General features: G+C 72.8%; 16 protein-coding genes. 15 read left to right on the top strand and 1 reads right to left on the bottom strand.

What is annotated here, in order from left to right; translation table 11 throughout:
* Positions 1-200 precede the first annotated feature (200 nt).
* The 15 genes from ACMATS_RS12020 to ACMATS_RS11950 all read left to right on the top strand — a co-directional run bounded on the left by ACMATS_RS12020 (position 201) and on the right by ACMATS_RS11950 (position 20,640).
* The gene (locus ACMATS_RS12020; protein WP_390776654.1) at positions 201-695 is read left to right on the top strand and encodes an ATP-binding protein; all 495 of its coding nucleotides are present in this window, start codon (positions 201-203) and stop codon (positions 693-695) included.
* Between the two features lie 22 nt (positions 696-717).
* A complete protein-coding gene (locus tag ACMATS_RS12015) occupies positions 718-1,257 on the top strand; it encodes a TIGR00730 family Rossman fold protein (protein ID WP_414167886.1) in 540 nt (179 codons plus the stop codon).
* A 15-nt stretch (positions 1,258-1,272) separates the two neighbouring features.
* Complete coding sequence (locus tag ACMATS_RS12010) at positions 1,273-1,962, top strand: SDR family oxidoreductase (RefSeq protein WP_414167885.1); 690 nt, start codon at positions 1,273-1,275, stop codon at positions 1,960-1,962.
* A gap of 177 nt (positions 1,963-2,139) precedes the next feature.
* A complete protein-coding gene (locus ACMATS_RS12005; RefSeq protein ID WP_414167884.1) occupies positions 2,140-3,150 on the top strand; it encodes a methionine synthase in 1,011 nt (336 codons plus the stop codon).
* An 8-nt stretch (positions 3,151-3,158) separates the two neighbouring features.
* Positions 3,159-5,453: an NAD-dependent DNA ligase LigA gene (ligA, locus tag ACMATS_RS12000; RefSeq protein WP_414167883.1), complete on the top strand. Its 2,295-nt coding sequence runs from the start codon at positions 3,159-3,161 to the stop codon at positions 5,451-5,453.
* Between the two features lie 173 nt (positions 5,454-5,626).
* Entirely contained in the window at positions 5,627-7,729 is a 2,103-nt protein-coding gene (locus ACMATS_RS11995; RefSeq protein ID WP_391151689.1) for a putative bifunctional diguanylate cyclase/phosphodiesterase, read from the top strand.
* A gap of 296 nt (positions 7,730-8,025) precedes the next feature.
* Positions 8,026-8,322 (top strand): Asp-tRNA(Asn)/Glu-tRNA(Gln) amidotransferase subunit GatC, encoded by a 297-nt coding sequence (gatC, locus tag ACMATS_RS11990; protein ID WP_336413454.1) that lies wholly within the window; start codon positions 8,026-8,028, stop codon positions 8,320-8,322.
* Positions 8,323-8,329: 7 nt separating this feature from the next.
* Positions 8,330-9,826 (top strand): Asp-tRNA(Asn)/Glu-tRNA(Gln) amidotransferase subunit GatA, encoded by a 1,497-nt coding sequence (gene gatA, locus ACMATS_RS11985; protein WP_390776660.1) that lies wholly within the window; start codon positions 8,330-8,332, stop codon positions 9,824-9,826.
* Complete coding sequence (locus tag ACMATS_RS11980; protein ID WP_336413452.1) at positions 9,823-10,077, top strand: hypothetical protein; 255 nt, start codon at positions 9,823-9,825, stop codon at positions 10,075-10,077. Before gatA ends, ACMATS_RS11980 begins: the two co-directional genes overlap by 4 nt.
* 27 nt (positions 10,078-10,104) lie before the next feature.
* Positions 10,105-11,613, top strand: a complete 1,509-nt coding sequence (gene gatB / locus ACMATS_RS11975; RefSeq protein ID WP_390776661.1) for an Asp-tRNA(Asn)/Glu-tRNA(Gln) amidotransferase subunit GatB — start codon at positions 10,105-10,107, stop codon at positions 11,611-11,613.
* 180 nt (positions 11,614-11,793) lie between these two features.
* Entirely contained in the window at positions 11,794-12,402 is a 609-nt protein-coding gene (locus tag ACMATS_RS11970) for a hypothetical protein (protein WP_414167882.1), read from the top strand.
* A 346-nt stretch (positions 12,403-12,748) separates the two neighbouring features.
* Entirely contained in the window at positions 12,749-14,857 is a 2,109-nt protein-coding gene (locus ACMATS_RS11965; RefSeq protein WP_414167881.1) for a phosphocholine-specific phospholipase C, read from the top strand.
* 106 nt (positions 14,858-14,963) lie between these two features.
* On the top strand, positions 14,964-17,132 hold the full coding sequence (locus tag ACMATS_RS11960; RefSeq protein ID WP_414167880.1) for an MMPL family transporter: 2,169 nt from the start codon (positions 14,964-14,966) through the stop codon (positions 17,130-17,132).
* Positions 17,133-17,482: 350 nt separating this feature from the next.
* Positions 17,483-17,611, top strand: a complete 129-nt coding sequence (locus ACMATS_RS11955; protein ID WP_390776665.1) for a hypothetical protein — start codon at positions 17,483-17,485, stop codon at positions 17,609-17,611.
* Between the two features lie 23 nt (positions 17,612-17,634).
* The gene (locus tag ACMATS_RS11950) at positions 17,635-20,640 is read left to right on the top strand and encodes a helix-turn-helix transcriptional regulator (protein WP_414170701.1); all 3,006 of its coding nucleotides are present in this window, start codon (positions 17,635-17,637) and stop codon (positions 20,638-20,640) included.
* On the opposite strand, the gene ACMATS_RS11945 is transcribed toward ACMATS_RS11950, so the two are convergent.
* Positions 20,606-20,794, bottom strand: a complete 189-nt coding sequence (locus tag ACMATS_RS11945) for a DUF6191 domain-containing protein (protein ID WP_414167879.1) — start codon at positions 20,792-20,794, stop codon at positions 20,606-20,608. The genes ACMATS_RS11950 and ACMATS_RS11945 overlap by 35 nt on opposite strands.
* Positions 20,795-20,839 lie beyond the last annotated feature (45 nt).

The following is a 20,839-nucleotide window of genomic DNA, read 5'->3' as shown; positions in this document are numbered from 1 at the left end:
CAAGCAGTTTGGCAGCGTGCTGCGTTCCGGTCTAGTGAGTTCGCCGCCAGCTCACTCATTCGTGAAATGTGGCTCACGCGTGAGTCGCGAGGCTCTACGGTGTGAGCCACGCCACTCAACCGCGCCGCGCCCCGCGGAAGCGCACCGCGTTCAACGCGGCAAGGACACCGCACGGCACGGCCCCATCGGAGGTGCTCCCCATGGACAACCCGCACCTGCACCCACGCCCCCCACGCCCCGCCCCCATCCCGTTCACCGAACCCTGGGAGTACGAACTCGCCTTCCCCCGCGACCCCCGCGGCCCCGGCATCGCCCGGATCACCCTCCGCGCCGTGCTCTCCGCCCACGGGCTCCACGAACTAGCCGACCGCGCCGAGCTGTTGACGTCCGAGCTCGCCACCAACTCCGTCCGGTACTCGCGCGGCCCCGCCGCCGTCCGGCTCACCTGGGCGCACCCCGTGCTGCGGGTGAGCGTCACCGACACCGGGCCCCATCTCCCCGTTCCCGTGCCGAACCCCGCGAGCGACGCGCACTGCGGCCGTGGCCTGCTCATCCTCGACCTCGTCGCCCACCGCTGGGGCGGCTTCCCCCTCGGCCGGTCCCCGCTCGGGGTGCTCGGCAAAATCATCTGGTTCGAGCTGGTGCTGGACCCCGGGTCCCCGCCCCCGGGAGCGGTGCCCGCGCTGGCCGCGTAGGCCCGCGCGTACCGTTGACCCCATGAACATCACCGTCTTCTGCTCCGCCGCCGACCTCGACGACCGATACACCACCCCCGCCCGCGAGTTCGCCGAACTCATCGGCAAGGGCGGCCACACCATGGTGTGGGGCGGCTCGGAGTCCGGGCTGATGAAGGTGATGGCGGACGGCGTGCAACAGCACGGCGGCCGACTGGTCGGCGTCTCCGTCGAGTTCCTCGCCGCCAAGGCCCGGCAGAACGCGGACGAGATGGTCGTCGCCAAGGACCTCGCCGAGCGCAAGGCGGGGCTGCTCGCCCGCGGTGACGCCGTCGTCGTCATGGTCGGCGGCACCGGCACGCTCGACGAGGCGACCGAGATCCTGGAGCTCAAGAAGCACGGGCTGCACACCAAGCCCGTCGTGCTGCTGAACACCGCAGGCTTCTACGACGGGCTCAAGCAGCAGTTCCAGCGCATGGAGAACGAGGGGTTCCTGCCGCTGCCCCTCGCCGAGCTGGTGTTCTTCGCGGAGGACGGGGCGAGCGCGCTCGCGTATCTGGAAAGCGTCGGCGCGAGCCGGTAAGGCAAGCTGTCACCCATGGCAACACATGTGATCACAGGCGCCGGCTCCGGCATCGGCGAAGCCGTCGCACAGCAGCTGCTGGAGCGCGGGGACGAGCTGTGGCTGTTCGCGCGGGACGCGGGACGGGCCAAGGAACTGGCCGCCCGCTTCCCCGGCGCGCGCACGCTCGTCGCCGACCTGGCCAACCCCGACCGGCTCTCCTGGGCCCTCGGCCACCAGACCCTGCCGGACCGGATCGACTCGCTGCTGCACATCGCCGGGGTCGCCGACCTCGGCGGGGTCGGCGAGCTCACCACGAAGACCTGGAACAACACCCTCGCGGTCAACCTCGTCACCCCCGCCGAGCTGACCCGCCTGCTGCTGCCCCAGCTGCGGGTCACCAAGGGGCACGTGGTCTTCATCAACTCCGGTGCGGGGCTGCGGGCGAACGCCGAGTGGGGCGCGTACGCGGCCAGCAAGCACGGGCTCAAGGCGCTCGCCGACGCCCTGCGCGAGGAGGAGCACACCAACGGCGTGCGGGTCACCAGCGTCTACCCGGGGCGCACGGCCACGCCCATGCAGCAGAAGGTGCGGCAGCAGGAGGGCCAGGAGTACGACGCAGAGCGCTGGATCGACCCGCGCTCGGTGGCCGCGACCGTGCTGCTCGCGCTCGACCTGCCGCGGGACGCCGAGATCAACGACCTGTCCGTGCGGCCCGGGCACTAGGGCTTCGCCCCGTCAGGGGCGCGGGGCTGTTTACATATGCGGCTCCGCCGCGTGGGCGCGATCAGCCACCGGGGCGAAGCCCCGAGAACCTCGACTGCGGGCGCGTCGTGGCTGATCGCGCAGTTCCCCGCGCCCCTGACGGGGCGCCTGAGCCGGCAGGCTGAGTACGCTTCCGGGGTGAGCGAGAAGAACAGTTTCACTGCCGCCCCCGGAACCGCGACCGGGGTCGGGTCGATGCCCGGCGGCGATGCGCGCGAGGCCGCCAAGACCGTCACCGGGTCGCTGGAGACCCTGCCGTACCTGCCGGAACTCCCCGGCCGCGGGCCGGGAGCCGACATGATCGGCCGGACCGCCGGGATGCTGGTGGAGGTCTTCGCCCACGTCGAGCCCAGCGGCTGGCGGATCAGTGACCGGCCCGGGCGGGACACCCGCCGGGCCCGCTCCTGGCTGGGCGAGGACCTCGACGCCCTGGAGGAGTTCACCCAGGGCTACGAGGGCACCCTCAAGGTCTCGGCCGTCGGGCCGTGGACCCTCGCCGCCGCGCTCGAACTGCGCGGCGGCGAGGCCGCGCTGAACGACGCCGGCGCCTGCCGGGACCTGACCGGCTCGCTGGCCGAGGGCCTGCGCAACCACCTCGCCGAGGTCCGCCGCCGGGTGCCCGGCGCCCGGGTGGTGCTCCAGCTCGACGAGCCCTCGCTCACCGCCGTGCTGCGCGGACAGATCCGTACCGCCAGCGGCTACCGCACCTACCGGGCCGTCGACCGGGCCGTCGTCGAGGGGGCGCTGCGGGACCTCGTCGCGGTCGCGGACGGCCCGGTCGTCGTGCACTCGTGCGCCCCCGGCGTGCCCTTCGCGCTGCTGCGCCGTGCGGGCGTCACCGGCGTCTCGTTCGATTTCTCCCTCCTCACCGAGCGTGAGGACGATGCGATCGGTGAGGCGGTCGAGGCGGGGACGACGCTCTTCGCGGGCGTGGTGCCCGGCACGGACGGTCCATTGTCGGACCCTGCCGGTAGCGTCATGGGTGTCAGGACGCTGTGGCGCAGGCTGGGGCTGGCACCGGGGACTCTCGCGGAGTCCGTGGTGGTCACTCCCTCGTGCGGGCTCGCGGGCGCTTCGCCCGCATATGCCCGCCGGGTTCTGGAGCACTGCGTCCGGGCTGCCCGATCGCTCGCGGACAACCCGGAGTGACGGCACGCATGGAGCAACGGGAGGACGGAACGGTGGCTGTCGAACAGCGAGGCGGGCAGCGGGGCGAGGAGCTCGACGAGCTCGCGGCGCAGGCCACGGTGCCCGCGGAGGCGCGGGAGAAGCACGCTCGGCTCGCCGAGCAGATCGAGGAGCACCGCTTCCGGTATTACGTGAAGGACGCCCCGGTCATCAGCGACGCCGCCTTCGACAAGCTGCTGCGCTCGCTGGAGGCCCTGGAGGAGGAGCACCCGGAGCTGCGCACCCCGGACTCCCCGACCCAGAAGGTCGCGGGCGCGTACGAAACGGAGTTCACGGCCGTCGAGCACCGCGAGCGCATGCTGTCGCTCGACAACGCCTTCGACGACGAGGAGCTCGCCGCCTGGGCCGAGCGCATCGCCAAGGAGATCGGCGACGGCGAGGGCACCGCGTACCACTTCCTGTGCGAGCTCAAGGTCGACGGCCTCGCCGTCAACCTCACCTACGAGCACGGCCGGCTCACCCGCGCCGCCACCCGCGGCGACGGCCGCACCGGCGAGGACATCACGCCCAACGTCCGCACGATCTCCGAGATCCCCGACCGTCTGAAGGGCGATCGCATCCCGGCGCTCGTCGAGGTGCGCGGCGAGGTCTACTTCCCGATGGAGAAGTTCGAGGAGCTCAACGCCCGCCTGGTGGAGGCCGGCAAGCCCCCCTTCGCCAACCCGCGGAACGCGGCGGCCGGTTCGCTGCGCCAGAAGGACCCGCGCATCACGGCCACCCGCCCGCTGCACATGGTGGTGCACGGCGTCGGCGCCCGCCAGGGCTTCGACATCGACTGCCAGTCGCACGCCTACGAGCTGCTGCGCGAGTGGGGCCTGCCGACCGCCGCGCACGCCAAGGTCGTCGACTCGCTGGACGGCGTGCGGAAGTTCATCGCGCACTACGGCGACCCGGACGTCCGCCACTCCATGGAGCACGAGATCGACGGCGTGGTCGTCAAGCTCGACGAGATCCCCCTGCAGGGGCGCCTCGGCTCCACCTCGCGCGCTCCGCGCTGGGCCATCGCCTGGAAGTACCCCCCGGAGGAGGTCAACACCAAGCTGTTGGACATCCGTGTGGGCGTCGGCCGCACGGGCCGGGTCACGCCGTACGCGGTCGTCGAGCCCGTCACGGTGGCCGGCTCCGAGGTCGAGTTCGCCACCCTGCACAACCAGGAGGTCGTCAAGTCCAAGGGCGTCCTCATCGGCGACACGGTCGTGCTGCGCAAGGCGGGCGACGTGATCCCCGAGATCCTGGGCCCCGTGGCCGACCTGCGGGACGGCACGGAGCGGGAGTTCGTGATGCCCGCCGAGTGCCCGGAGTGCGGGGCCGGGCTGCGGCCCATGAAGGAGGGCGACATCGACCTCCGCTGCCCCAACGCCCGCTCCTGCCCGGCCCAGTTGCGCGAGCGCATCTTCTACCTCGCCGGCCGCAAGTCGCTGGACATCGAGGCGCTGGGCGAGGAGACGGTCCGCGCGCTGACCGCGCCCGACGAGGGCCCCCGCGTGCTCTCCAGCGAGGCCGACCTGTTCGACATCAAGGTCGAGGACCTCCGCGACGTCAAGATGTGGCGCCGGGACACCCGTAAGGGTGCGAAGGAGGACGACCGCATCCTCGCCTCGTACTTCTACGGCCAGGAGAAGACCGTGGGCCGCGGCGAGGAGAAGCGCACGCTGCCCGCCGAGCCCAAGGAGAACACCAAGCGGCTCATGAGCGAGCTGGAGAAGGCCAAGCAGAGCCCGCTCTCCCGCGTGCTCACCGGCCTGTCCATCCGGCACGTGGGCCCCGTGGCCGCGGTCGCACTGGCCCGCGAGTTCAGGTCGCTGGAGCGGATCGCGGAGGCGGGCGAGGAGGAGCTGGCGGCGGTCGAGGGCGTCGGCGGCACCATCGCCGCCTCGGTGCGCGAGTGGTTCGCCGAGGACTGGCACCGCGAGATCGTCGAGAAGTGGAAGGCCGCCGGGGTCCGTATGGAGGAGGAGGCCGGAGCCGACGAAGGCCCGCGTCCGCTCGCCGGACTGACGGTCGTCGTCACCGGTACGCTCTCCACCCACACCCGGGACGCGGCCAAGGACGCACTCCAGAGCCGGGGGGCGAAGGTGACGGGTTCGGTGTCGAAGAAGACGGACTTCGTGGTCGTCGGGGACAACCCGGGCTCGAAGTTCGACAAGGCGATGCAGCTGAAGGTTCCCGTGCTGGAGGAGGACGGTTTCGCCGTCCTGCTCGAGGAAGGACCCGAGGCGGCGCGCGCGGCTGCCGTGCCCCAGGAGGCCACCCCGGCGGAGTAATGCCCGCATAGTCAGTGGGCATTACCCCTACAGCGCCTGCTGGACGGCTGCAGAAGGCCGGATCGCATTCGGGCAACCGCTGCCGATCGCTGCCCGCCGTAGCCTTCTGCGGCCTACTGTTGAGATGTGCGCCTGCCGTGGCGCGGGCACCGCCGGCTGTGAGAGGGACGGGCATGAAACCCACCGACAGCGCCGAACCGGCATCCCGGCTGCGCAGGCTCCGCCCACCCGCGCTGCCGACGGTCTGCACGGCCGCGGCCGCGCTCGCGTTCGCGGCCGGAACGGCCCGTGCGGCCGTCACGGGCCGGGCCCTGTTCCCCGGTGGCACGACCGGCTGGTCGCTGGCCACCCTCACCGCGCTCATCGTCGCCCATCTCGTCGCCCTCGGCCGGGACCGCTGGTGGGGCGGCACCGGCTCCGGTGCCGCCCTCACGCTGGCCGTGCTGCTGCTCTACGGCTGGCTCCCGTCCGCGCTGGTGAGCATCGCGGTCGTCACGCTCGTCGCGGCCGCCCGCCGGCACCGCTGGCGGCAGGCCTTACTCCACGGCGCGGTCGACATCCTCGGCATCGCCGCGGCCGGGCTGGCGCTCGCCGAAAGCGGCGTCAGCGCGAGCGTGGAGTACCCCTGGCCACCGGACAGCTGGCAGCTGTCCGCCGCCCCCCGGATCGCCCTGGCGGCCTTCGTCTACCTCGCCGTCACCCGCTCCCTGCTGTGGTACTCCATGGCCCCGCGGGTGGCGCTCACCAGCGTCGCCCGGGCCGCCCTGGTGCGGCAGGCCCTCGTCGGCGGCGCGCTGCTCGGCATCGCCCCGCTCATCGCCGTCGTCGCCGACCACTCGCCGCTGCTGCTCCCGCTGTTCGCGGTGCCGCTCGTCGCGCTGGACTCCACGCTGTGGATAGCCAGGGCCCGCGCCGAGGAACAGCTGCGCGACCCGCTCACCGGGCTGCCGAACCGGCAGTGGCTGCTGGAGCGCACCTGGACGGCCCTGGACGAGGCCGAACAGGCGGGCACCCGGGCCGCGTTGGTCCTCATCGACCTGGACCGCTTCCGGTCCGTCAACGACACCCTCGGCCATCTCGCCGGCGACCGGCTGCTGCTGCAGATCGCGGACCGGCTGCGGCTGGCCCTGCCGCGCGACGCGGAGGCCGCCCGGCTCGGCGGCGACGAGTTCGCGGTGCTGCTGCCCACCGCCGACTCCCTCACCAGCGCCCAGCGGGTGGCCCGTTCGCTGGTCGGCACCCTCGGCTCCCCGCTCGACCTCGACGGGCTCACCCTCGTCCTGGAGGCGAGCGCCGGCGTCGCCGTCTACCCCGACCACGCGCTCGACGCCGAAGGCCTGCTGCGCCGGGCCGACGTGGCGATGTACCAGGCGAAGCGGGACCGCAGCGGCGTCGAGGTCTACGAGGCCCGCCGCGACGGCAACACACCCGACCGGCTGGGGCTGTTGGGGGATCTGCGGCGCGCGCTGGACGCCGGTGACGTCGAGCTGCACTACCAGCCGAAGGTCGGCTTCGACGGGCACGTCGAGGGCCTGGAGGCGCTGGTGCGCTGGGTGCACCCGGAGCGGGGCCGGGTCTCCCCGGACGAGTTCATCGCGATAGCCGAGTCGTCCGGGCTGATGCCGCGGCTGACCGAGTACGTGCTGGAGACCGCGCTCGGCCAGGTCGCGAAGTGGCGGGCGATGGGCCTGGAGGTGCCCGTTGCCGTCAACGTCTCGCCGCGCGACGTCCACACGCCCGGCTTCGCGGGCTCGGTGGCGGCCCGCCTCGCCCGGCACGGGGTCCCCGCCGGGGCGCTGCAGCTGGAGATAACCGAGCACGTCCTGCTGGAGGACCCGCAGCGCGCCGCCGACACCCTCGCCGGCCTCACCGGCCACGGCGTCAAGATGTCCCTGGACGACTTCGGCACGGGCTACTCCTCTCTCGTCCACCTGCGCCGTCTCCCGGTGAGCGAGCTCAAGATCGACCGTTCCTTCGTGGCCCGCCTCGCCATCGACAACGAGGACGCCGAGATCGTCCGCTGCACGCTGGACCTGGCCCATTCGCTGGGCCTGCTGGTGGTCGCGGAGGGCGTGGAGGACGACGAGACCTGGGAGCGGCTGCGGGATCTGGGCTGCGACGCGGTCCAGGGCTGGCTGGTGGCCGCCGCGATGCCGCCGGACGAGACCACGGCCTGGCTCCGGCTCCGCCAGGAGGGCGGCTGGCGCCGGGAGGCCGCGCCCCTGCGCGCGGGCGCGGCCTCGGTCTCGCCGGCCGAGGAGGACGCGGTCACCTGACCGAGCCGGTGCGGCTGCGCCGCGGGCCAGGGCGTGACCGGTCACCGGCGGCCCGCAGCCGACGCAGCACCTCGGGGGTCCGGGGCGCAGCCCCGGGACTTCATCCGCGGGAGCGTCGTGGCTGGTCGCGCAGTTCCCCGCGCCCCTGACGGGGCGCTGTGATGCCGTGTGACAGGCGAGTTGCGGCGGAGGGAGCGGGGCGGCGGCCCGGCCCCGGATCAATGGTCAGGCAGGCCGTCGCCCGGAGGCCATAGGATTGGCCCCGAAACCTACACACTCACCCTGAGGATCGCTGCATGCCTGGCATCACGCGCGAGGAGGTCGCCCACCTCGCCCGGCTGGCACGTCTGGAGCTGCAGGACGAAGAGCTCGACCACTTCGCCACTCAGCTCGACGACATCATCGGCGCGGTCGCCCGCGTCTCCGAGGTCGCCGAACAGGACGTCCCGCCGACCTCCCACCCGCTGCCGCTGACCAACGTCATGCGCCTGGACGAGGTCCGTCCGTCGCTGACCCCGCAGGAGGCGCTGTCCGGTGCCCCCGCCCAGGAGCAGCAGCGTTTCAAGGTGCCGCAGATCCTGGGGGAGGACTAATACCGTCATGACGGACATCATCATCAAGCTCACGGCCGCCGAGATCGCGGAGAAGATCGCCTCCGGCGAGCTCACGGCCGTCCAGGTCACCGAGGCCCACCTGGCCCGGATCGACGCCGTCGACGAGAAGGTGCACGCCTTCCTGCACGTGGACCGCGAGGGCGCCCTCGCCCAGGCCCGTGCCGTCGACGAGAAGCGCGCCCGCGGCGAGAAGCTCGGCCCGCTGGCCGGCGTCCCGCTCGCGCTGAAGGACATCTTCACCACCAAGGGGATCCCGACCACCGTCGGTTCCAAGATCCTCGAGGGCTGGATCCCGCCGTACGACGCGACGCTGACCAAGCGGCTGAAGGACGCGGACGTCGTCATCCTCGGCAAGACCAACATGGACGAGTTCGCCATGGGGTCCTCCACCGAGAACAGCGCCTACGGCCCGACCGGCAACCCCTGGGACCTGACCAAGATCCCCGGTGGTTCCGGCGGCGGCTCCAGCGCCGCCCTGGCCTCCTACGAGGCCCCGCTGGCGATCGGCACGGACACCGGCGGCTCCATCCGCCAGCCCGCCTCCGTCACCGGCACCGTCGGCGTCAAGCCGACCTACGGCGCGGTCTCCCGCTACGGCATGGTCGCCTTCTCCTCCTCCCTCGACCAGGGCGGCCCCTGTGCCCGCACGGTCCTGGACGCGGCCCTGCTGCACGAGGTGATCGCCGGCCACGACCCGCTGGACTCCACCTCCATCGACGCCCCGGTCCCGCCGGTCGTCGAGGCGGCGCGGAACGGCACGGTCCGGGGCATGCGCGTCGGCGTCGTCAAGCAGTTCCGCGGCGAGGGCTACCAGGCCGGTGTCGTGCAGCGCTTCGACGAGTCCGTCGAGCTGCTCAAGGAGCTGGGCGCCGAGATCGTCGAGGTCGACTGCCCGTCCTTCGACCTGGCGCTCGCCGCGTACTACCTGATCGCGCCGTCCGAGTGCTCCTCGAACCTGGCCCGCTTCGACGGCCTGCGCTACGGGAAGCGGACCGGCGACGACGGCACCCGCTCCGCCGAGGACGTCACCGCCCTCACCCGCGAGGCCGGCTTCGGCCCCGAGGTCAAGCGCCGCGTCATGCTCGGCACCTACGCGCTGAGCTCGGGCTACTACGACGCCTACTACGGCTCGGCGCAGAAGGTCCGCACGCTCATCACGCGGGACTTCGAGAAGGCCTTCGAGCAGGTCGACGTGATCGTCTCGCCGACCACCCCGACCACCGCCTTCGCGATCGGCGAGCGCGCCGACGACCCGATGGCGATGTACCTCGCGGACCTGTGCACCATCCCGACCAACCTGGCGGGCAACGCGGCCATGTCGCTGCCGTGCGGCCTCGCCCCGGAGGACGGGCTGCCGGTGGGTCTGCAGATCATCGCTCCCGCCATGAAGGACGACCGGCTCTACAAGGTCGGCGCCGCGGTCGAGGCCGCGTACACCGAGCGTTGGGGCCACCCGCTGCTGGAGGAGGCACCGTCGCTGTGAGTGCAGAGAAGTCGAGCGCGCTGAAGAAGGCCAAGGGCTTCAAGAAGTCCAAGGCCGGTACGTACCTGTCCATCGGCACCACCCTGTTCGGTGCGGTGAGCGTGGCGAAGCAGGCGAAGAAGGCGCGGAGCGAGCAGGACACCCTCCAGCTCGTCGACGCGGTCGTCTCCGCCGCCGCCATCGTCACCGGCGTCGCCCTGCTCGTGCGCGAGCTGCGCCGCATGAACAGCGACGACGTCCTCGCCGGCTGAGCCAGGGACTTGAGAGGTTAGTTTTCCGTGACCGTCACTGAACTGGTGCCGTACGAGGACGCGCTGGCGTCCTACGACCCCGTCATGGGCCTGGAGGTCCACGTCGAGCTGGGCACCAAGACCAAGATGTTCTGCGGGTGCTCCACGGAGCTGGGCGCCGACGCCAACTCGCAGACCTGCCCCACCTGCCTCGGCCTGCCCGGCGCGCTGCCGGTCGTCAACGCGACCGGCGTCGAGTCCGCGATCCGCATCGGCCTCGCGCTCAACTGCGAGATCGCCGAGTGGTGCCGCTTCGCCCGGAAGAACTACTTCTATCCGGACATGCCGAAGAACTTCCAGACCTCCCAGTACGACGAGCCCATCGCCTTCAACGGCTACCTCGACGTGCAGCTGGAGGACGGCGAGATCTTCCGTGTGGAGATCGAGCGCGCCCACATGGAGGAGGACACCGGCAAGTCCACGCACGTGGGCGGTGCCACCGGCCGCATCCACGGCGCCCAGCACTCGCTGCTGGACTACAACCGCGCCGGCATCCCGCTCATCGAGATCGTCACCAAGCCGATCGAGGGTGCGGGCGAGCGGGCCCCCGAGGTCGCCAAGGCGTACGTGGCCGAGCTGCGCGAGCTCATCAAGGCGCTCGGCGTCTCCGAGGCCCGCATGGAGATGGGCCAGATGCGCTGCGACGTCAACCTGTCGCTGCGCCCCAACGGCACCGAAAAGTTCGGCACGCGCTCCGAGACGAAGAACGTCAACTCGCTGCGTTCCGTGGAGCGTGCCGTCCGGTACGAGATCAGCCGTCACGCCGGCGTGCTGAACGCCGGTGAGAAGATCGTCCAGGAGACCCGCCACTTCCACGAGGAGGACGGCTCCACCACCTCCGGCCGCATCAAGGAAGAGGCCGAGGACTACCGCTACTTCCCCGAGCCGGACCTGGTGCCGGTGGCCCCCGCCCGTGAGTGGGTCGAGGAACTGCGGGGCACCCTCCCCGAGCTGCCGCGCGTGCGCCGCAACCGGCTGCGCGAGGAGTGGGGCGTCTCCGAGCACGACATGCAGTCGATCCTCAACGCGGGCGCGGTGGACCTGATCGAGGCCACCATCGCGGCCGGCGCCGACTCCGCCGCCGCCCGCAAGTGGTGGATGGGCGAGCTGGCCCGCCGGGCCAACGAGGAGGGCACCGCCCTCGCGGAGCTCCCGATCAGCACGGCCCAGGTCGCGCGGATCGCGGCGCTGGTCGCCGACGGCTCGCTCAACGACAAGCTGGCCCGCCAGGTCATCGAGGGCGTGCTGGCCGGCGAGGGCGAGCCGGACGCGGTCGTCGAGCAGCGCGGCCTGAAGCTCGTCTCCGACGACAGCGCCCTGGGTGCGGCCGTCGACGAGGCGATCGCGGCCAACGCGGGCATCGCAGACAAGATCCGCAGCGGCAAGGTCGCGGCGGCGGGTGCGCTCGTCGGCGCGGTCATGAAGGCCACCCGGGGCCAGGCGGACGCGGCGCGCGTCCGTGAGCTGATCCTGGAGAAGCTGGGCGTCGAGGGCTGACGGTCCGCAGACGCACGCCACGGCCGCTTCTCCGCACGGAGGAGCGGCCGTTGGCGTATGTACCGAGTTGGCTGGATTTTGCCCGTACGCACCCCACATGCCGGAACGGTCCGGCATGATCGCCTGGAACGGGCCGGTCCGCGTGCCCGGACGAGGGCTGACGAGGGCTGGGGAGTGGCAATGCGACGGGTGAGCACAGCGCTGGCGGCGCTCCTGCTGACGGGCGCGGGGCTGGCGGCGACGACCGGGACGGCGGTCGCGGTGGACGGGGCCACCACGGTGGCCGGCATCGAGGCGGCGTGTGCGGGCGACTGGGGCAGCCTTCCCAAGGTCGCGACCGAGACGGCCGGTTATTCACCGCTGGTGAACATCAGAACCGGGCAGCACGCCTGCTTCGACCGCATGGTCTTCGACATCCGCGGCGCCGAGGGCAGCGCGGAGCACGGCCCGGTCCGCTATCACGTGCGCTACGTGGACGAGTTGCACCAGGACGGCTCCGGTGACCTGATCCCGGTCGGCGGCGGCGCGATCCTCGAAGTCCGCGTCGGCGCGCCGAGTTACGACCCGGAGACGATGCAGCCCAGCTACCGGGCGCACGTCGGCAAGCCGTTGCCGGGCGTGGGCATCGAGGGGTACCGCACCTTCAAGGACATCCGCTACGGCGGCAGTTTCGAGGGCGACACCCAGGTCGGGGTGGGAGTGCGGGCCCGGCTGCCGTTCCGGGTCTTCCAGTCGGGCAACCACGTGGTGGTGGACGTGGCGCACAGCTGGAACGGGACGGCTCGCTGAGGGGCGTTCACCTGCGGGATGGCCGGGGGCCTTCCCTTGGACATCATGCGTCACTACCGTGCCCTGTAAGGGGCGCGGGGCTGTCCACATATGCGGCTCCGCCGCGTGGGCGCGACCAGGTGCCCCGTCAGGGGCGCGGGGAACTGCGCGACCAGCCCCCACCGGCCTGCAGCCGACGCACAACCCCAGGGGTCCGGGGCGAAGCCCCGGGACGTCGGCTGCGGGCGCGTCGTGGTTGCTCGCGCAGTTCCTCCCCCAGCTACCGCTGGGAGGTGCCCCCAGCGCCCCTGACGGGGCGCCGTGGTGCCGGACACGCCCCAGCACCCCGACCGGGAGGGATCCCCCTTTGTCACCCGACATCTCGCGCAGGCGCGCACTCTCGCTCGGCGCCGGCGCCGCGACCATCGCGGCGGCAGGCTCGCTGCTGCCGCCGTCGTTGCAACAGGCGATCGCGGACGGGGCCGGGCACTCCGGAGGAGCGGACGGCGGCGGTCTCGCAGACATCCGGCACGTGGTCGTCCTCATGCAGGAGAACCGTTCCTTCGATCACTACTTCGGCACCCTGCGCGGCGTGCGCGGCTACGCGGACCGCAACGCCGTCCGCCTCCCCGGCGGCGGCAGCATCTTCGAACAGCCCGGCCCCAAGGGCCCCGTGCTGCCCTTCGCCGTCCGCGACGCCGCCGCGGCCCAGCACAAGGACCTCCAGTACATCGGCGCCCTCGACCACAGCTGGGCCGGCGGCCACAAGGCCTGGCGCGACGGCTGGATGGACAACTGGATCGCCGCCAAGACCCCGGCCACCATGGCCCACTACGACCGCGCCGACGTGCCGCTGCACTACGAGCTCGCCGACACCTTCACCGTCTGCGACGCCTACCACGCCGCGATCCACTCCTCCACCAGCCCCAACCGCAACCACCTGGTCAGCGGCTGGACCGGCTTCGAGCCGGGCGGCGCCCGGGCCGTCGGCAACGACGCCTACGACGAGGACAAGCACACCGGCTACACCTGGACCACCTACGCCGAGCGGCTGCAGAAGGCCGGCATCGGCTGGCAGGTCTACCAGGAATGGGACAACTTCACCGACAACAACCTGGAGTTCTTCGCGAGCTTCAAGGCGGTGGCCCGCAAGGCCCTGGCCAAGGTCGACGGCGTCCGCACCATGACCGCCTTCTACGAGAAGCTGGCCGCCGCCGACGCGGCGGGCCGCACGCGGCTGCAAGGCCTGCTCGACGAAGGCGTCGCCGCGCTCACCCGCACCGAGCACACCCTCTTCCGGCGCGCCCTGCACCGGGGCGAACCCGGCTCCACGGCCACGGCGTTCGCGGCCGACGTGGCCTCGGGCAAGCTGCCGAAGGTCTCGTACATCGTCCCCTCCGGCGCCGACTCCGAGCACCCGGGCGCCTCCTCGCCCGTCGCCAGCGCCTCGATCGTCTACAAGATCCTCGACGCGCTGGGCCGCAACCCCGAAGTGTGGCGGCACACGGCCCTGTTCATCACCTACGACGAGAACGACGGCTTCTTCGACCACGTCCCGCCGCCGGTGCCGCCGGCCGGGACGAAGGACGAGTTCTGGCAGGGGCAGCCGGTCGGGCTGGGGATCCGGGTCCCCATGCTCGTCGTCTCGCCCTGGTCGCTGGGCGGCTACGCCTGCTCCGAGGTCTTCGACCACACCTCGATCACCCGCTTCCTGGAGCGCTGGCTGGGCGTGCACGAGCCCAACATCAGCGCCTGGCGGCGCACCGTCTGCGGCGACCTGACCGGCGCCTTCGACTTCACCCGCGGCCGCCGGCTGCCCGCGGTGCACGCCCCCGGGGCCGTCCCGCCCTTCACCGGCCGGTGGAGTCCCGAGCCCCCGGCCCGGCAGCGGATGCCGCGCCAGGAGCCGGGCAGCCGCCCGGCCCGCCCGCTGCCCTACCGGCCCGACGCCGACGGGGCGTTCGACGCCGCCGCGGGGGTCGTCCGGCTGAAGCTGCGCAACACCGGCCGCTGCAGCGCCCACTTCGCGCTCTACCCGTACGCGGGGGAGTACGCGGTGCCGCAGCACCGGGACGTCCTCGGCGCGGCCGACTGGGACGTACCGGTGGCCAAGGGCGCGTACGCCTTCACCCTCACCGGCCCGAACGGCTTCCGCCGCGAGTTCGAGGGGACGGCGCAGGGCGCGGCGGCCGCCCTGCACGTCACCAGCGAGGCCGACGCCCGGCGGCGTGAGCTGCACGTCACCCTGAGCAACCGGGGCCGTGCGACGCTCACCGTCACCCTGGCCGTCGACGGCTACGGCGACGAGCGGCCGCGCACCGTGCGCCTCGCGCCCGGGTCGACGCGGACCCTGCCGTACGCGGCGCACCGGGAGCACGGCTGGTACGACCTCGTGGTCAGCGCCGCGGAGGATCGTTCCTTCAAGCGCCGGCTGATGGGCCACATCGAGAACGGAAAGGAATCGGTCACCGGCTGATCCGGGATTTCGTCCCCTTTGTGGTGTGAGCCACAAAGGGGACAAAGGATCTTTTCCGGCTGTCAGAGTGTGGGGGATTTTCCCGTGACAGCCCGGAAGCCCGTCCATGACCTCACTCGCCCGCTGGTGCCTGCGCCGCCGCACCGCCGTCGTCGTGCTGTGGCTCCTGGCCCTCCTGGGCACCGCGGCGGCCGCCACGGCCGCCGGGTCCGGCTACTCCGACGACTACCGCGTGCCCGGCACCGAGTCCGCGCGGGCGACGGAACTCATGCAGCAGGCCTTCCCCGACGCGGGCGGCGACGACGTCATCGTCTGGCACACCGGCGAGGGCACCGTGAAGGCCGCGGACGTCGAGCAGCGCATGAAGTCCGTCCTGCACGAGGTCGAGCGCCTGCCCGGCGTCGCCGACGTCGGCCCCCGGCACACCAGCCGGGACGGGCACACCGCCTACGCCTCCCTCACCTTCGCCTCGGGCGGCCCCTCCAAGGCGCAGGTGCAGAAGGTCGTCGACACCGTGCGGAAGGCCGGTACCGGCAACCTCAGCACCGCCCTGGGCGGCAGCGAGATCGCCACCACCGAGAGCGCGAGCGGCCACCTGAGCGAGATCGTCGGCGTGGCCGTCGCAGCGGTCGTGCTGTTCGTCGTCTTCGGGTCGCTCGCGGCGAGCCTGCTGCCCATCGCCACCGCCCTGGTCGGCGTCGGCACCGCCGCCATGGGCACCGTCCTGCTCGGCCACGTGATCACGGTCGCCGACTTCGCGCCCATGCTGGGCACGCTCATCGGCCTCGGCGTGGGCATCGACTACGCCCTGTTCATCGTCACCCGGCACCGCAAGGGGCTGCGGCAGGGCCTGCCGGTCGAGGTCGCCGCGGAGCGTGCCGTCGCGACCACCGGGCGTGCCGTGGTCTTCGCCGGCGGCACCGTGTGCGTGGCGCTGCTCGGCATGCTGATCCTGCAGCTCGGCTTCCTCAACGGCGTGGCCGTGGCCGCCTCGCTCACGGTCGTCCTCACCGTCGCCGCCTCCGTCACCCTCCTCCCGGCCCTGCTCGGCATGATCGGCCCGCGGGCGCTGAGCCGCCGCGAGCGCCGTCTGCTCGCCGCCGAGGGACGCTGCCCCGAGGCCCCCACCGGACTCGCGGCGCGCTGGTCGTCCTTCGTGGAACGGCACCCCAAACTGCTCGGCGCGGTGGCCGCCGCGGTGATGCTGGTCCTCGCCCTGCCCACGCTCTCCCTCCACCTGGGCACCTCCGACCAGGGCAACAACCCGGCCTCCAGCACCACGCGCCAGGCCTACGACCTGCTCGCCGACGGCTTCGGCCCCGGCGTCAACGGCCCGCTCACCCTCGTCGCCCCGCTCGACAGCGCCGCGGACCGCCTCGCCTTCGACAGGCTCCCCGACACCCTCCGCCGCACGGAGGGCATCGCCTCCGCCACCCCCGCGGCCCTGAGCGGCAACGGCAGCACGGGCCTGATCACGATCGTCCCCACCACCGCGCCCCAGGCCCGCGCCACCAGCGACCTCGTCGACCGGCTGCGCACCGAGGTCCTCCCGAAGGCGGCGGACGGCACGGGCCTGAAGGTCCGGGTGGGCGGCGTGACCGCGAGCTACGACGACTTCGCCGGCGTCATCCGCGGCAAACTCCCGCTGTTCGTGGGCACGGTGGTGGGCCTGGGCTGCCTGCTGCTCCTCCTGGCCTTCCGCAGCATCGGCATACCGGTGAAGGCGGCGCTGATGAACATCGCCGCGGTGGCCTCGTCGTTCGGCGTCGTCGTGGCGGTCTTCCAGTGGGGCTGGGGCAGCGAACTCCTGGGCCTGGGCCACCAGGGCCCGGTGGAACCGTTCCTTCCGGTGGTCATGGTCTCGGTCCTGTTCGGCCTCTCCATGGACTACCAGGTCTTCCTCGTCAGCCGCATGTACGAGGAGTGGCTGGCGACCCGCGACAACTGCCGCGCGGTACGGGTCGGCCTGGCCGAGACCAGCCGCGTCATCAACTCGGCGGCCGTCATCATGATCTCGGTCTTCCTGGCGTTCGTCCTGAGCGGCGACCGCGTGATCGCCATGTTCGGCATCGGCCTGGCCTCGGCGGTGGCCCTGGACGCGTTCGTGCTGCGCACGCTGCTGGTGCCGGCGCTGATGCACATGCTGGGCGGGGCCAACTGGTGGTTGCCGGGTGCGCTGGAGCGCTGGCTTCCGAGGGTGAGCATCGAGGCGCCGGAGGCGTCCGATCCGGTGCGGAGTGCCGAACTCACCCGGGGCACGGCCCCGGTGGCCTAGCCCCGTCAGGGGCGCGGGGAACTGCGCGAGCAACCACGACGCGCCTGCAGCCGACGTCCCGGGGCTTCGCCCCGGACCCCTGGGGTTGTGCGTCGGCTGCGGGCCGGTGGGGGCTGGTCGCGCCCACGCGGCGGAGCCGCACATCGATACAGCCCCGCGCCCCTGACGGGGCGCCCGGTCGCGCCCACGCGGCGGAGCCGCATATGTCAACAGCCCCGCGCCCCTGACAGGGCGCCCCTTACGGGCGCTAAGGCCCCCGCCACCCGCAGATAAGGCACCTGCCCAATGCCCCCGCCCCCTCCTTAGGGACGAGGCTTCTCCACGAAGCCGAATCCCGAAGGGGGAAACCCGTGTACATCCACTACGAACTCCACCAGATCCGCAGCGCCGAGCTGATCCGCAAGGCTGCTGAGGCCCGTCTCGCCCGCGCCGCCCGCAGGGCACCCCGGCGGCTCCGCCGGTTCGTCCTCGCCGCCTGACCCCGATGTCAGCCCCGTGTGCCATGCTCGGCGACGTGCAGAAGACCTCCGTCAGCCCCGTGTTCGTCGGCCGTTCCGACGAACTCGACACGCTCGCCGACGCGCTGGAGCGCGCAGCCGCCGGCGAGCCCCAGACCGTGCTCGTCGGCGGCGAGGCGGGCGTCGGCAAGACGCGCCTCGTCGAGGAGTTCCTGGCCGGTGCCGCGGCCGCCGGTGCCGTCACCGCGACCGGCGGATGCGTCGAGATCGGCGAGGACGGCCTGCCGTTCGCACCCCTGGCCACCGCCCTGCGCGCCCTGCACCGCCAGGTCGGCGACGCCCTGGCCCGGGCCGCCGCGGGGCACGAGGGCGAGCTCGCCCGCCTCCTGCCCGAACTGGGCGAGACCGCCCGCGAGTCGCACGACGAGGACGGCCGCGCCCGGCTCTTCGAGCTCACCGCCCGCCTGCTGGAGCGCCTCACTGCCGACCGCACGCTCGTCCTCGCCGTCGAGGACCTGCACTGGGCCGACCGCTCCACGCGTGAACTCCTCGGCTATCTCTTCCGCTCGCTGCACAGCGCACGCCTGCTCATCGTCGCCACCTACCGCTCCGACGACATCCACCGGCGCCACCCGCTGCGCCCCTTCCTCGCCGAGCTCGACCGGATGCGCTCCCTGCACCGCATCGAGCTCTCCCGCTTCACCCGGGCCGAGGTGCGGGCCCAGCTGGCGGGCATCGCCGGCGGCAGCCAGCCCGAACGGGACGTGCTGGACCGGATCTTCGACCGTTCCGACGGCAACGCCTTCTTCGTCGAGGAGATCGCGGCCTCGCTGGCCGACGGCTGTCCGGGCGGGCTCAGCACCTCGCTGCGCGACCTGCTGCTGGTCCGCGTCGAGGCGCTCCCCGAGGACGCCCAGCGCGTGGCCCGCATCGCCGCCGCGGGCGGCTCCGCCGTCGAGTTCGAGCTGCTGCACGCGGTCGCGGGCCTCGGTGAGGACGAGCTGATCGAGGCGCTGCGCGCGGCCGTGGGCACCGGCATCCTGCGGCCCACCCCGGACGGCGACGGCTACCGCTTCCGGCACGCCCTGGTGCGCGAGGCCGTGGTCGACGACCTGCTGCCCGGTGAGCGCTCCCGCCTCAACAGGCGCTATGCGCACGCCCTGGAGGCGGACCCGGGCCTCGTCCGGGCCGACGAGCTCCCGGCCCGGCTCGCCAGCCACTGGTACCACGCGCACGATCCGGCCAAGGCGCTGCCCGCCGTGCTCGCCGCCGCCGTGCACGCCCGCAGGCGCTACGCCTACACCGAGCAACTGCGCCTGCTGGAGCGCGCGCTGGAGCTGTGGGAGGACGTCCCGAAGGAGGTCCGCGAGGCGCAGCGGCCGTTCGACCACGCGGACGTCTATCCCGCATGCGGCTGTGACGACGAGGCGCTGCGCCGGCTCGACCTGCTGGCGGAGATCGTGGTCGCCGCGCACATGTCGGGGGAGCGCGAGCGCTCGCTGGCCGTGGCCAGGAAGGCGCTGCGCATGCTGGACGAGACCAAGGACCCGCTGCGCGCGGCCTGGTTCTGGACCCACCAGGGCAAGGCGGCGGAGGGCCTGGCGCGCGGCGACGGCAGGGCGGAGCTCGTCCGGGCGCAGGAGCTGGTACGGGGGCTGCCGCCGTCCCCGGTGCACGCCGAAGTGGTGGCGCAGGCCGCCGCCTGGAGCGCGATCCACACCCCGGGCCCGGAGAGTTACGCCACCGCCGAGCAGGCGGTCGAGCTGGCGCGGCTCGTCGGGGCCGAGGGCACGGGCCTCAACGCCCGGCTCACCCTGGGCGGGCACCGGATCGACTCGGGGGACGTCGAGGGCGGCCTGGCCGAGATGCGGGCCGTCTGCGCCCGGGCCGTCGAGCTCGGTGAGGTCCAGGTCCTGGGGCGCTGCTTCACCAACCTCTCCTCGGCCCTGGAGGGCGTGGGCCGTTCCGCGGAGGCCGTCGCCGTCGCGGACGAGGGCATCGAGGTGCTGCACCGGTTCGGCCTGCGCGACTCGACGGCCTGGGTCCACGGCAACAGGGCCTGTGCCCTGCATTCGCTGGGCCGTTGGCCGGAGGCGGAGGAGGCGGCCTGCGAGGCGCTGCGCCTGGCACAGACCCGCATGCCCCGGGGCGCGGCGGCCAAGCGCTTCACGATGCTGGCCCTGGCGCGCGGCGAGTGGGACACGGCCGAGCGTGAACTGGCCGCGGCCCGCGCGCACTACGGCACGCACGACCCGCAGCCGCAGTACGAGATCCCCTTCGGCTACTGCACCCTGGAACTGGCCGCCGCCCGTGGCCGGTTGGCCGATGCCCGCGCCACGCTCGACGAGACCCTGCGCCCGGGCCTGCCGGCCGCCGCCCAGCGCTACGCCTGGCCCCTGCTGATCGCAGCGGCCACGGCCGAGGCGGACGCGCACGGACTGCCGGGGGCCGAGCAGGGCCGGGCCGCGGTCCTCGACGGCATCCGGGACGCCGCCAAGCGCCTGCCGCGGTTCGTCCCCGTGTGGCAGGCCCACGGGCTCTTCCTGGAGGCCGAACTCCTGCGCGCGGAGGGCCATGAGGACGCGCACCGCTGGGCGGAGGCCGTGGCCGCCTTCGAGCAGCTCGACCGGCCCTACGAACTCGCCCGCGCCCGGTACCGCTGGGCCGCCTCCTTGCTGGGCGCAGGCGGGGAGGGAGCCGCCGAACCGCTGGCCGCGGCCCACGCCACCGCCGTGCAGCTGGGCGCCCGGCCGCTGCGCGAGGCCGTCGAACTGCTGGCGCGGCGGGCCCGGCTGCCCCTGGGCGGGAAGCAGCAGGTAGGCGACGGCCTCGGCCTCACCCCGCGCGAGCGCGACGTCCTGCGCCTGGTGGCGCTGGGGCACAGCAACGGGCGGATAGCCGAGGAGCTGTTCATCTCGCCGAAGACGGTCAGCGTGCACGTCTCCAACATCCTTGCCAAGCTCGGCGTGTCGGGCCGCGGCGAGGCCGCTGCGACGGCGCACCGGATGGGCCTGTTCAGCTCGCCGGCCCCGCCTGCCGAGGCCGTATGACCACGTGCCCCGAGTCCAGGTCGACCGGCCCCCGGGCCGGATCCCCGTCGCCCACGTCCTCACGCGTCAGTTCGAGCCGGTTGCGCTCCTCTTCGGTGTGCTTGCGCCCTGGCGCGAAGATCTCCTCGAACACGTTGAACACGGGAGCCCCCATTCATTGTGGCTCCCTCCAGTGAAACACCCGCTCGGTAAACACCCG

This window comes from Streptoverticillium reticulum (assembly GCF_047456005.1).
GTDB classification, from domain to species: Bacteria; Actinomycetota; Actinomycetes; order Streptomycetales; family Streptomycetaceae; genus Streptomyces; species Streptomyces reticulum.
This window is presented reverse-complemented; position numbering and strand designations above follow the sequence as displayed.